At 40.0% G+C, this 13,756-nt stretch carries 9 protein-coding genes; all 9 read left to right on the top strand.

The window, feature by feature from the left end; all coding sequences use genetic code 11:
- Positions 1-15 precede the first annotated feature (15 nt).
- The 9 genes from ACTRWI_RS00725 (at position 16) to ACTRWI_RS00685 (ending at position 13,685) form a co-directional block, all read left to right on the top strand.
- A complete protein-coding gene (locus tag ACTRWI_RS00725) occupies positions 16-774 on the top strand; it encodes a hypothetical protein (protein ID WP_499128472.1) in 759 nt (252 codons plus the stop codon).
- A gap of 3 nt (positions 775-777) precedes the next feature.
- The gene (locus tag ACTRWI_RS00720; RefSeq protein ID WP_499128469.1) at positions 778-1,800 is read left to right on the top strand and encodes a hypothetical protein; all 1,023 of its coding nucleotides are present in this window, start codon (positions 778-780) and stop codon (positions 1,798-1,800) included.
- A 3-nt stretch (positions 1,801-1,803) separates the two neighbouring features.
- Complete coding sequence (locus ACTRWI_RS00715; RefSeq protein WP_499128467.1) at positions 1,804-5,127, top strand: hypothetical protein; 3,324 nt, start codon at positions 1,804-1,806, stop codon at positions 5,125-5,127.
- Positions 5,128-5,282: 155 nt separating this feature from the next.
- Positions 5,283-6,278, top strand: coding sequence for an OmpA family protein (locus ACTRWI_RS00710; RefSeq protein ID WP_499128464.1), 996 nt, complete (start codon positions 5,283-5,285; stop codon positions 6,276-6,278).
- A 595-nt stretch (positions 6,279-6,873) separates the two neighbouring features.
- Positions 6,874-8,388: an EAL domain-containing protein gene (locus tag ACTRWI_RS00705; RefSeq protein WP_499128461.1), complete on the top strand. Its 1,515-nt coding sequence runs from the start codon at positions 6,874-6,876 to the stop codon at positions 8,386-8,388.
- A gap of 636 nt (positions 8,389-9,024) precedes the next feature.
- Positions 9,025-10,266, top strand: coding sequence for a hypothetical protein (locus tag ACTRWI_RS00700; RefSeq protein WP_499128459.1), 1,242 nt, complete (start codon positions 9,025-9,027; stop codon positions 10,264-10,266).
- Between the two features lie 402 nt (positions 10,267-10,668).
- Complete coding sequence (locus ACTRWI_RS00695; RefSeq protein WP_499128456.1) at positions 10,669-11,247, top strand: DUF2913 family protein; 579 nt, start codon at positions 10,669-10,671, stop codon at positions 11,245-11,247.
- A 131-nt stretch (positions 11,248-11,378) separates the two neighbouring features.
- Complete coding sequence (locus ACTRWI_RS00690; protein WP_499128453.1) at positions 11,379-12,611, top strand: methyl-accepting chemotaxis protein; 1,233 nt, start codon at positions 11,379-11,381, stop codon at positions 12,609-12,611.
- A gap of 279 nt (positions 12,612-12,890) precedes the next feature.
- A complete protein-coding gene (locus ACTRWI_RS00685) occupies positions 12,891-13,685 on the top strand; it encodes an endonuclease I family protein (protein WP_499128450.1) in 795 nt (264 codons plus the stop codon).
- Positions 13,686-13,756 lie beyond the last annotated feature (71 nt).

The raw sequence follows: 13,756 nt of genomic DNA, 5'->3' as shown, positions 1-13,756 counted from the left end.
TAAAAGGTTATGTCAATGATGTCTAATTTAAAAAATACACTAATAAGTGCTTCGGTGCTTGCGATTATTCTACTTAGCGCCCGAGTTTATGCTATTTCAATTGATACGATGGTAAGTTTTGCAGATTCCAAGGGTAAGGCAGAGCTAGTCGTAACCAATTCTGATAGCAAACGTCAGTTTATCAATGTCACAATTAATAAAGTGAATTTGGAAAATGGAGACTTTACCTTTGAACCTTATACTCGAAATAATATAGAAAAATGGGAAGTTGAAGCAACGCCTGCGCGTACAATCATTGATCCTGGATTTCATAAAAAAATTCTTGTGAGGAATATCTTACCAATGAGCGAATGGTCTGATCACGAAGACCGGATTTACCAGCTAAATATTATTCCAACACCTTATATAAGTGAGGCTAATGAGGGGATAGAGAATCCAGTTCTTGTGACTTTTGGTTTTGCCCCTTTTGTCGTTTTACCTGCCAAACAAACCCCACCTATTGAATATGAGTTTACATATCTCGGCGATAAAGTGGAGATTTTTAACTACGGTAAGGGGTATTTCAGCGCATCAGTCAACAGTTGTGATGATAATACAGAAGAGATGGAAAAAAGTGAGTGTACTGTTTCAGTTGTTGTACTGTCTGGCCGAAGGTTAGTCCTTGAATTGCCTGAGAAGATGAAGAATCAAAACAAATTTGAGGTATCTCTGATTTCTCATGCCAATAAATTCAGGGTTGAAAAGACCTATCATTTTAATAACCCCAGAGGTTAAGGAATGTGGAATCTATTTTTAACGGTAGCGATATTATTATTTATTGCTCCCGCCCAAGCTGTCTCTTTAACTGTAGATATTCGAGGCGATAACGTTCGTTGGAATCAAAGTGAAAGCGTCGTAAATGGCTTTGTTCCTAGTAATTGGTTTCTAAGTTATGGTCTTCCTAGTGCTAAGGCTTTTACTCAAGCGCGGATTAGTGCTAGCCAAAGTATTACTTTGAGGGGAAAAGGAAAAACAGTCTCTATTCCGCTCCAAATAATCGGCTTTGAGTACATGAGCCCAAAAGTGCTCAACCTCATCTCTTATAAGGGTTCAGGTTCTACTCAGCTGATTCGTGATGGTGCTCGCATCATTGCTAATGGCGTTAAGCAAGGGCAGAGCCTAATCAATCTAACGACTGATGCAACCCCATTCACTCATTTTCGGCCAATATTCAAGGCTGTGGATAAAAGTACACTACTAAAATCATTCACCGACATTAAAGCTACTTCAGGTGTTTATACTGGTCAGTCAACAATTACGGTCGAGTACGATTATGTCGTGCCAATGTCTGGGGTTCGTGCTCGGCATACTTTATCTTTGCCATTGACGCTATCTGTTAATTATAAACCGGCTGTGCTTAACACAGTAAGATCACCATGTCTTACATCAAATCAATCGATGACGACAAGATACCACCGTAGGGATAATGTTTCTGGCAATATTTTATGCACATTCAGAGCTGAAGGAGTTTTCCCTTTGGGCTTAAAACTATCTTTGTATAGTGAAGATGCCGGGAATTATCATTTAATTGGACCTGAGAATAAAACCATACCTTTTAGTGTCGAATGTTTGCGTTGTAAAGACAAAATACTATTACGTGATAATAACGTAAAGGTCCAGAGCACATATATCGATAATGCCGGAAACTTAAACGTTTTGCCCTTTAATTTGAGAATATTTTTTGACAATAAGAAATTGAATGAACTTAAAACAGGCAAGTATAGAGGTATATTTCGCTTTCTCATCGAGCCGAGGATTTAATATATGACAAAGACTTTTAGTGACATACGAAATCTATTCCAACTCAAGCATTGGCTCATTATCACTTTTATCACTTTGGTGAGTGCTTGTAATCAAAGTGATGATGAACAGAAGAGTGCGTCAGCAGCAGACACGACTCACTCAGGTACTGTTAGACAAGGCTTTACAGTGAGCGATGGCTTTGAAGTTATCGCACCGGGTCGGACTCAATATGTTGAGTTGTCAAAGTATTCATCCAAAACCTCTTCTATTCAGGTGAACTCGGTGACAACCGAGGATCCTGATTGCCAGGATGCGACGGTGAAAGACCATGGTTTTGAGGTGAGTGTACGAAGTAACCCGTCGTTATGCCGTTACACGTATAGTGCTTCTTCACTTGATGCATCTGCCTCGGCTGAAGTGATTGTATTTGCAAGTAATGCACTTCAACCTACGTTACCTCCGATATCGCGCGCGTTACAAGTTGATGGCAGTGCGGTTGATATCAATCTTCAACAGCTACTAGCGACCGACTTTCCCGCAGGCTATCAATTGCTAGATCAAGCTGCGTTAAATGTTCAAGGCGATAATAAGGGGGCCGTTGTATATAAATCAGGCACTACCTTCAGCTATAAACCGCCTACAATGTCGGGCTGGAATCGGATTGTTTATACCTTGAGTCATCCTAGCAAAACAGATCAGGATAAAGTTGGTGCTGTCTATGTCACTATTTCTGATAAAGTGAATTTACCGCCACAAATAGGCAAACCAAATCTTGACTATAAAACAGAGGTGGATGCCGGTGTCAGCCTGACGATTGATTTAAAGACTTCGGGTGCGACCATAACTAAGCCTGATGGCCAAGCTTATCAACTTTTGGCAGTACAAAGCATGACGGGGGTTGTTCAACCAACTGATAAAGACTCAGTCACTAACACTAAATTTACTTTCAAAGCTCAAAAAGCTGGCGAGCATATCGTTAGCTACATCGTCGCAGACCATTACGGTGGCTATAGTATGGGCCAAATGAAAATTACAGTGAATGCGGACTTAAGGCCACGAACTTGGGAGCATATAGCGATTGGTCTCGAGTTTTTTACGGCACCAGAACGGTATATACAAAGCGTGTTTGACGTTTTTCATGTTGCCCCTGAGTGGGATACAGGCGTTAAGAATACACTCTCTGCATTTAACGATCAGTCTGGGCAGCAGTATTGTGCATCCAGAGGGCGACTGCCAACCGTGAGTGAAATGCAATCACTGTACGTTGAGGAAGATAAGCTAGTCAAAGAGAAAAAATGGCCAAAAGATAAACACTATCTGACTCAAACCAACAACAACGGAAACATTGTTTTTGGTAGTTATGATCTTAAAGCCAATACTGTGTCTAATAATAGCGGCCCATACTATGTCACTTGTGTACAGAACAGCTCATTCGGATTGAGGATGCGTACTAATATCGCTGTTGCCGACGGCAAAGACCATTGGGTTGCGACTTTAACCAAAAAAGATATCAGCCAATCTCCGACGTTAACGGTAGAACGCGAGACTTTGGATGATACGGAAGTGACCTTGTCTTCTAAGAGCGATCCAAATGACTCCCTGAAAATCAGAATCTTTGTTCGTGGTACCAAAGCGGGATCGTTTTATATCGATGCTTCGGATTCATCAGACTCGGTAAAAAGCCCGTTAGTGACGCTGATAGGCGATGCGTCAAATGTGAATTCATTAGAAATAAAGCCAGGAGCCGTCTCTTCGGCAATCGCTAATGGCACAGATAAGATAAAGGCGACTTATATTCTTACCGATAAAAATAATAACACTATCTCTGGTCATGCCGTGACTTTTACTTGGTCAGGGAATGCGTTAGACGGCATTACGACATCTCAGCCGATAGTTCGTCAGCTAACAGGGGGAACAGTCAGCATGACTGGTACCACTAACCAAAATGGGGAAGTGGTTATCGAGGCCAGTGCTAATGCCGCGAATGACAACCTTGTTATTATTGCTTCAGTATCTAAGGCAAGGTCAAATGTGTGGCAACCTCGATTTATACAAAAAGGGGTTATAAAAGTTGCTGCCCTCGATAGTGATTATATTGCCGCGCTGAGTTCTGATGGTACCGCTGATATAATCTGGAGTTCGGTTGGTATAGCCAGCAACGTTCCTGCTGGAACACCTGTAGTACCACCAAATTTGTTAGAAGTGCGGAAATATCAAAACATAACAAACCTTGTGCTACCCGATTCCACTTGGTTTGCGCCTGGCTTTGGTATCATAACTAACAATAATATTACGAATACGGCCTATACATTTTCTACAAACGCTTCTCATCAAAATATTAAAGGTGTTCAAGGCGTCGATGAATTAGTTGGAACCGATAATGGCTGGCTTGCTATTAAGTCTGACCGTTCTATAGAAGTTTGGGGTACATCCTGGGGGAAGACAATGTCTTGTGGAATCGATACGAGCAAGATCAGAGTAAAAAAGGCTAAAGCCGTGAGCAATGGTTTCTTGATCTTGCTCGAAAACGGTGATGTGTTTGTTTGCGGATCAGTTTGGAGAGCATTTAGTCCTTCCATTCACCCAATTGCGCAAAACATTGAAGATATTATTGGTTACCCTATACAAGTTGTACTGATTGATAAGCTGGGGAACACTTCCACCCATGGTAGGGCGTATGAGAGATTACGTACGACCCCGACGCCTACAAAACTCGATATAAAAAATATTGATAAGGTAGTAACTACACAGCATGCCTTTGCCGTGTTAAAGCATGATGGAACGGTGATTAATTGGGGTGCAAAGAAGCGTGGTGGGGACACAACAGAGGCCAGTCAATTAAAGGGTATTGATAAAATAGTATCGAACGCCTACGCATTTGCGGCACTCGATCGTGATACCCATACCCTGACTATATGGGGGAGTCGGATTAATGACAATGGCTCAAGAGTTGATGTTCCAGCTGAGAGGTTTTCAGAAGTAAAAGATATCGTTAGTTTTGATCGATTTCTACCTTACAGTACTTCAAATTTTTTAATTCGTAAAACGGATGGCTCTAATATTATTTGGGGCGATTATAGTCAGGATTATTTTCATTCCGACATGTTAAAAGATGTTAAAAAAATCTTCAAAACAGGTTGCCATCATACTAGTGCTCTGGCGGCATTGAAATTTGATGGAACCGTAGAAGTTTGGGGTGAAGATCGGTGTGGAGGAAGAAACAATACCGGTGTTGATCTTACAGACGTGAAAGATATTTACTCATCTGGTAGCGCTTTTCATGCAATAAAAAATGACGGGCGCGTGGTGTCTTGGGGGCAGGGCTCTAAACCAAGGCCTAGGTAGTCTGTTATTTTCTTTCCTCCTCATCTCGCTGTCGTGATGGGGAGGTCGGATATTTTCGGTCGCTTCAGTTGTTATGCTATAGATATAAAATAAGACCATTAAATATAGTCAACCGACTCTGAAAGCCTCTATTTACATCGATAAAGATTATTCCTATGAAAAAATCTATTCAAAACACGATCGTCATTTTTTTTCTGTCCGTATTTTCACATCTCACTTATTCAGGCAGCGATGAGAGCAATGACGCGTCTTTTTTAGGGGGAAAAGTTGGGTACGGTTACGCCAATAACCAAGATTCCCTTTCTACTATTTCTAATGGTGCTATTGTGGGGCTCTATGGGGGGCTATATATCACTGAAAATATAAGCATTGATTTAGGTTACCAATATCATATTGTTCCCAGTAGTAGTGATGGAACAAATGTAAACGTATCCTTCATTGAAAGTGGAGTAAGGTATGATTTTTATCAAAAGGACGATCTGTATTTTTATGGACGAGTTGGTGTGGGTCAATGGGGAATGAGTACTGAATACCAACAGAAGTCGATAAACGAAACAGGTTTTTCGCCAATAGTGGAAGTGGGCAGTGTTTATAAACTTTCAAACAACGTAGAAGTCAATATTGGCTATCAGTACATCAATCACATTGGTTCAAGTACAACCGGCACTTACAATAGCCATGGTTTCATCTCCGGTCTAAGGTTTCACTTAGGTAAGGGAAATGACACAACGGTTGTCGTTAACCCTACTGATGTCATCAAAAAAGAGAAGCTTCCCTTACAAGATCGCCAAACGTCCCTTCATACGCCAATAAAACATCATTACCCTGCACTTTACTTTGCTTTTGATAGTGATGTGGTCAACGGAGACGATGCTCATGCAAAGTACCATAAGTTGCTAGAAAGGTTGAAAAAAGATAAAAGTTTAAGAGTTAAAGTTATTGGGTATACAGATTCAAAAGGCACTGATCAATATAACCTTATACTCTCGAAGAGAAGAGCTATATCATTGGCTAATTGGTTAGAAGCTAATGGAATCAATAAAGAACAAGTATCCGTTGAAGGTCGTGGTGGATCAAATTTTTTAGCGACAAATTTAACACCAGAGGGCAGGGCGTTAAATCGACGGGTAGAGTTAATCATGGTAAATTAGTTTATTAATAATTAAACTGACCTTGTTGCGTGTTCTGGCCCCAATGAAAGGCACAACAGAGCATTTCCCTCCCTTTTTCCTGTTGAAGCAGCCATACGGTTCGAGCGGGTATTGGAGGAGGTAGCTGCCTTGCTATGCCCTTACCATAAGTAGTCACCAAACGTAAGCTTACAGAGAGCGGTAACGGAAGCAACGTTTGAGTTGAAAGGGAATGAGTTCAGCTTTGTTCTTATTGGAGTGGTGCTGGTTAAATTATTGATTTTCAACATTATTTTTATGGTTTTAAAGCTATCAGATATTTGACTTTAAATTTACGGCCTAGGAATTCAAAAAAAACTTTTTATCCAATGTAAGATTACCTTTCAGGTTTTGTATGTGGTTTTCTATTACAAAATTGGTTGGTAGTAAGTTGTCAAAAATAATTTACACTATAGCATAAGTGGTTCTCGATTTCTGAAGAAACGAGTTATCATAATTTTGTTTGAACGATACTTAACCTAGGCCGTGGCTGTGAGTCAAGCGCTGCGGGTGTTTGCAATTACATTGTTAGTCGTAGTACTAGTAGCTTACTATATGAGCTTTTAAAGGCGGAAGTGTGGTACAAAATATTCTTTTCGATAGAAAACGTCTTTTTTATATTAAGCGGATTCTATTTTCAATTGTTTTTCTGGTTGTACTAACATTAGCTAGCTTTACTTATCAATCAAAAAATATTTATGAGACGATAAATCTCTCTTTAAATAAAAAAGTCGTCGAACTAAACAATATTGTGAGAGCGGGTGAAGTCGCTGCTATTCGGGCAGGAACAATAAGTAAACATTTTATTAATGGTTGCTATACCTATCAAAAATATTTGGATGACTTAGTTTTGACCACACGATATATCAATGGAGTGGTGTTGATCAACGATGAAGGAGAGTGTTATTCCTCAAATATTTCAAGTCTTAGCCTCTCGCTACCAGAATGGAAAGGTGACTTTTTTAAGCTCAAGGTAGGCCAAGCTTTGAATCCTATCGATTCTATCTTAATGGTTAGCGACTCTAAACGCATCGGTTCATATTCCACATTGGATATTTATACCCTGTTGAATGTTATTGATCAATTTTACGATTTTGGTACCGTTTATATTAACATTAACGATGCTTATATCGGGTCCAACCACTTTGTTGAACATTTTTCTGGTCAAACCATCACTGTTGAATCAAGCCAATATCCTTATTCACTGGTATTTAACTATCATTATTATGATTTGGCTTACTACTTATTTAGTAGCAGTTTCTTTTTGTATTTATTATTTTTCTCACCCCTTGTTGTCTATTTTTTTATTAACTTTGGTTGTGACGATGATGCACTTTTGCTTAAAGAGATTAAAAATTCTATAAAATTGCATCATTTTTTTCCTTATATACAGCCAATAGTCAGCAATGATGGAACAATTAAACATGCAGAAGTATTGGTTCGATGGGTTCACCCCAAATTTGGCCTAATCCCACCCGATGATTTTATATTGCTTGCTGAAGAAAGTGGATTAATTATTCCAATTACAGAGCAGATCATGGAGGTTGTGGCTAAGAGACTTTGTGACATTGAGCATCAGTTATCACCTGAGTTCTCGATTAGTTTTAATGTGTCGGCTTCTCATCTTGGATGCCCTTCAATAGTAAGTAGTTGCGAAAACTTCCTCAGGCATTTTTCAAGAGGCTCAGTATTATGCCTTGAACTCACGGAACGAGAGCTTCTCGCTAATACAGACTTGACGTTGAGTTTATTGGCATCCATTAGAGCGATGGGTGTCAAGTTGGCACTTGACGATTTTGGCACTGGCTTTGCAACTTTAGAGTCTTTAATGAATTATGAGTTTCAAATTATCAAAATTGATAAAAGTTTTGTTGATCGAGTCGGTGATAAGTCGGCGTCTGCACACATTGTAGACAGCTTGATCGAATTATCCCAGAAGATGGAACAAACATGCATTGTTGAAGGTGTTGAGACTGAAGACCAAGTTCACTATTTCCTCTCTAGAGGCGTGGACGCTATTCAAGGCTACTTTTATTCTAAGCCACTCACTTTGGAAGAATTTATTCGTTATATCAGTCAAAAAGGTATTTAATGCAACGCGGTTTGTTTTTAGTCTTGTTTAGTGCTTTGTTACTCGCGCAACTTGGGTGTGAAAGTGAAGACAATTCTGGTGCCCCCGTCAACTAATCTTCTTTCCCAATTGCTGCCAATGATAGTTTTCATGTCATTCCACCGAACATAGATTCGTCTATCGATCTTGCTTCTCATATTGATATGTTTCGAGAGTTGAATTCAAAAATAAATGCTCTTTATGGCATCATACCAAATTGAGTAGGGCATGAGTGTGACGGAATAGTGATTGCGAGTTTGATACTTATATTCAATAGTTCTACAAAAAAGTTGGCTGTCTATCAAATAAGTTGCAATATCAGGCTACAATCAGGCCAGTCTTTTCATCAGTATGTTCAAGAATTATTCGGGTCAAACTCCCGAATAGTATAAGAACCGTTTGTTGTAATAGGTTTAGTCAAATACTTAGATTGACATTGTGAAGGTTACTGATTTTCATATCTAAGTTGCTGCTTTAGTTGGCTAAATTCAATTATTTTGAGCTTAGCTCTAATCCTGATTCTTTAATGGTTTTAATTTGGTTATATAAGTGTTTAGTTTTCTTTCGGTAATTCGGTGATGATTTATTTACCACTTGCTTAACCTGTCGAGGAAAACCTTGAAGTTCCGAATCTCAATATTATCAGTGTTAGTTGCCACACTTTCTGCATGCGGAGGTGGCGGCGGTGATTCAGAGCCACAGGCTCAAAAGAAACAAACAGTAGTGCCACAAATGTCGGTCACTCCAGCAAAAGGTAGTGTGGCTGATCCAAAAGATGATGCAGTAAAGAAGTTCTCTAGCAGCCCTGCCATGTATTCGGCAAATACCATTGGCAGCACTGATATCAAAGAGTGCATCAAATCTTTAAACTTATTTAATATTTACAGTATTGGCTGGGATGATAAATTTAATGAAGAGTTATCACTTAAGCAGCAAAAAGACCTCAAAGGCTTTTACGGCGTTTATGGCGCAAATGGGATCGTAGACTATGCTGAGAACAGCAAAGAAATGATTGAAGCAAAAGATTGGATCAGCTACTTCTACTATGATGCAAACTATCAAGATTGCGAAGCTCGTCGCTACAAGTCCTATGCTAAAGTAAATAAGGTGGGTGAAGACATTACAGAGCTTAGGCACCAATACAGTGTTGATGCCGCTAAAAACACACCTCAACAAAATTGGAAAAACTATACTGCTTGGCAAATTGATTCTCAGGAAAACACAGTGATTGGTTTAGTGACCACTAGCATTACTGGAGCTATTCAGAACAAGCAGCAATTGAAGAGTTTCAGCTCAGGTAGCGAGCGTATAGTTGATACTGTTAGTTTCAGTGATATGTTTAGAAACAGCTACTTTTTAGAGTCTTATGACAATGGGGACGTTGAGTATCAAGTGGTTGGCGGTAAGGTGCTTGACATCTATGCAAAACAAAATCTGTCAGACCCTGATTTATATTATGCCGTTAACTTAATTTCGGCGTATTTCCCAGATGTAGGTACCCGAATCAATTGGTGTGTTCGAGGTAGCCAATTCGCATCAAATAAAGAGGCACCAATCACCAAAGCCCAATATAACAACATTATTGAAAGTGGTGATTTAGACATAGCCTACTGTGATCCATTTGATAAGAATATCGGCAAAGTTCGTTATTATGATACGAAAGGAAACGGAGTATCAGCCAGCTCTGCGATCGCCGACGAGCTAAATAACAAGTTAGTACAAGGTACTGTTGTTAAAGATAAGTTGGATCAACGCGTTAAAAACAAGAAGCTGTACTTAGGAAAAACGCACAGTGAGTATTTCCAAGATACGTCTCTGGCGAATCAAGTTGATCAGATTAAGGCTGATTTGACGCAATAGCTTTCATTTAACCTTATACAGTGAGCCATCACTAAGCTTGTCAGCTAGCGCATATGTGTTGTTTGCGCTAGCTGCTGTAATAGTACTTGTTCATAAAGTACATCATATGCCCCTGTACGACTCTCTGGTATTTATTTGGCACTACCGACCAATATTTGATCATAAACTTAAGTTTGTTTAATAAATGTGCTGTCACATTAAAGGCTTGTGCACGACAATATTGTTATGGGAACGAAGCATTCGTTAATAAGTAAACCCATGCAGTGTGGCTTAGTGCCTTATCCATATATTAATTATCAACCGGATTGTTATTCACCGTCTGGGCGGTTTTGATACAGATGGGCAAGGTAATTAACCTCGTTGATTTTACAGAACGTAGCAGTTCGAGAATAAAGAGTGACAATGTCGAGTTACAAATACGAGCGTTTACTCTCAACCACGATAGACAACGCTTTATTGCACCTTTGGATTTCGGTTGCCAACTCAAGAAACCATGTTTCTAGAGATGTTCGAAACCAGATATTGGTGCGATGGTTTAAGCCAAAAATAAATAAGATCAAATATAAAACGATCAAGAAAGAGATAAAGTCGATCATACAGGCTGGCAAGTATGGTACTGCCTTACTTGAAGAGCGTTTATGTGAGCTTAGAGAGCTATCCCAAAGCTACAGGGATAGGTTGAATGACATGCATAAACTTCACTATCTACTGGAATATTTGAGAGAAGATCATGGAATAACGGCAGACCTTAATGAAGGTGTGTCCGAATATCTTCCCAGTACTTTATATGTCTCTCAGGCACATCTAGAGCAATGCTTCTCAGATGAGCAACAACAAATTAAGCCATTAATGGTCAGTTTATCCAATATTAACGTGGACAACTTTATTGATATTGTCCAACTGTTTGGCTTTCATAAAGTCGAATTCAACACACATCCTACTAATAGTTTGCCAATCGCAGAACTTTCTGTCGTTAACTAAATTGGCACGATTGGAATTGAGTCCTATTTGACTCAGGGTATAAAACATTAAATTAATTATTACTTTTTAAGGTGGACAGTATCATTTTTTTTAAAAAGAAGGAAAAAAGCACAGATCAATCTGATCACAATATGGATATTGTCGATTCACTGAATCGCTCTTTAGCAATGGTGTCTTTTGATACCCGCGGGCATGTGTTGGATGCGAGTGAGCCATTCTTAACATTGATGGGCTATTCACTGGATGAAATAAAAGGTAAACATCACTCACTATTTTGTTCTGACGAGATAGTGAATACCTCGCACTATACGCAGTTTTGGCGAGACCTTGCAGCAGGTTCAAAGAAAAGCGGCGTTTTTCCTCGTTATGCGAAAGGAAAGCGACAAGTCCATATCGAGGCTAGTTATTGTCCGATTATTTCAAATGGGGAAGTGCAGAAGGTGATTAAAGTTGCTGCTGATGTTACCGAGTCTCATTTAAAGCAGACACTAGATAGCGAGCTATTAGAAGCACTCAACCAAACCTTTGCGACTATTTCGTTTACGCCTGATGGTAATATTTTGGATGCAAATGACAACTTCCTGAAAACCTTGGGTTACTCAAAAGAACAGGTTATTTCGCAGAATCATCGGATGTTCTGTTTTGACGAATTTTACAAAGAAAACCCTAACTTTTGGCAAGAGCTGCAATCGGGTCGAGCATTTACTGGTCGCTTCTTAAGAAAAGATCGACATGGTGGCAAAGTTTGGATTCAAGCCTCTTACAGCCCAATAAAGAACGAGCGAGGCGATGTCTATAAAGTCGTAAAGTTTGCTTCCGATATTACCAATGAAGTGTTGCAAGAAGAGGCGACGTCGGATGCGACTTCTATTGCTTACAGTACCGCAGTAGAGACTGCGCAAGTGGCAAGTGATGGGCAATCTTCTCTCGCATTGACCCGTGAGCTGTCTAAAAATGTAGTTGAAGATATCGAGCAGTCTGAAAAGCTAATTCGTCGCCTGACTGAATTATCGGGCAGTATCGAAAACATTGTGCAGGTCATTGGCAATATTGCTGATCAAACGAATTTATTGGCGCTTAATGCAGCCATTGAGGCGGCCAGGGCTGGAGAATACGGGCGTGGTTTTGCCGTGGTTGCTGATGAGGTCAGGGTTTTAGCTTCGAGAACATCTGACTCAACAGAAGAAATCAGTCGAGTAGTTGCAGAGAACTTATCTCTAACCAACGACATTACTCAATCTATGGAAGTGATCAGTCAATCGTCTATCGAAACAAACGATAGGCTAGAAAGCGTATCTGTTGTGATCGAAGAGATACAAAAAGGCGCGGAAGACGTGGCTAGATCTGTCTCGAACTTAACTTAACCGAAGATAGCAGGGCGCAAGTGACTCACTTTTGCCCTGCATTACGAACAACAAGCGGCTTATTCGCGTTCGGAAGTAAGCATACCAACCCCAAAGTACCCACTTCGCAGCATGGATCATTGCAAGTTTATATACAGCTATACCTTACGGCTTAAATATTAAGGCTGTAGCTCAAGTAAGATTTATAAACAAACCAATTGCATATGAGTTGTGTTTTGTGGAGTATGAGGGCACTCATCAATGATGGGTGAAACACAACAAAAACAAGGATAATAAAAAATGAAAATGCGTTTAAATTTAAGCTTCTTGCTGATTTCGACGGCTCTTAGTCCAGTTGCGCTTGCTAATACTAGCTACCCTGATGGTTACTACCTTGAAGCTGAAGGGCTAAGCGGGAGTGCCTTAAAAGACGTGCTTGGTGTGATTGCTGCTCGCGGGCAAAATCAACTCACTTATACCCAGGTGTGGTCTGCTTTGAAAGACACCAACGAAGATCCGAATAACCCGAGCAATGTGATTTTGTATTATAGTGGTCGTTCACAATCTAAAGACTTTACGTCATCAGGCAACAACGACAAGAATGCTTGGAACCGTGAGCACCTTTGGCCAAAATCTTTTGGTTTTAAGCGTAAAGATCAGTGGGGTTATACCGACATTCACCATCTTCAACCAACCGATGCTGAGATTAACTCAATCCGTTCAAACAAAGACTTTGATTTTGGTGGAGCGCCATTGACAAAATCACCGTTTAATAAAACGGATTACGACAGCTTTGAACCTCGCGATGCAGTGAAAGGGGATACCGCTCGTTCGCTTTTCTACATGGCCGTACGCTATGCAGGAAATGACGCGAAAATGCCTAATTTATACTTAGTCGATGATATGTCGAGCACATCAGGGCAACCTAAGGTTGGAAAACTGTGCACATTACTACAATGGCATAACGCCGATCCTGTCGATGATTGGGAACGTAACCGCCATGAAAAAGCCGTTAAATGGCAAGGTAACCGCAACCCGTTTATTGATAACCCAAGCTGGGTAAATGACATATATGACAGCAGCTGTAATGGTTGAACGAGTCGCTTAAGTAAGAGTAAATAGTCGATAGATAATTGAAGCCAATAGAGAAAAGCCACCCTAGTGGT

Source organism: Pseudoalteromonas sp. G5_S1_14_S5 (assembly GCF_054968605.1).
The sequence above is the reverse complement of the archived record's forward strand: the minus strand, read 5'-3'. Positions and strand labels throughout refer to the sequence as shown.

Coding starts and splice junctions, on each gene's coding strand:
- ACTRWI_RS00695 (WP_499128456.1), top strand. CDS start 10,669: ATGTCGAGTTACAAATACGAGCGTTTACTCTCAACCACGATAGACAAC.
- ACTRWI_RS00715 (WP_499128467.1), top strand. CDS start 1,804: ATGACAAAGACTTTTAGTGACATACGAAATCTATTCCAACTCAAGCAT.
- ACTRWI_RS00725 (WP_499128472.1), top strand. CDS start 16: ATGATGTCTAATTTAAAAAATACACTAATAAGTGCTTCGGTGCTTGCG.
- ACTRWI_RS00710 (WP_499128464.1), top strand. CDS start 5,283: ATGAAAAAATCTATTCAAAACACGATCGTCATTTTTTTTCTGTCCGTA.
- ACTRWI_RS00690 (WP_499128453.1), top strand. CDS start 11,379: ATGGATATTGTCGATTCACTGAATCGCTCTTTAGCAATGGTGTCTTTT.
- ACTRWI_RS00685 (WP_499128450.1), top strand. CDS start 12,891: ATGAAAATGCGTTTAAATTTAAGCTTCTTGCTGATTTCGACGGCTCTT.
- ACTRWI_RS00720 (WP_499128469.1), top strand. CDS start 778: ATGTGGAATCTATTTTTAACGGTAGCGATATTATTATTTATTGCTCCC.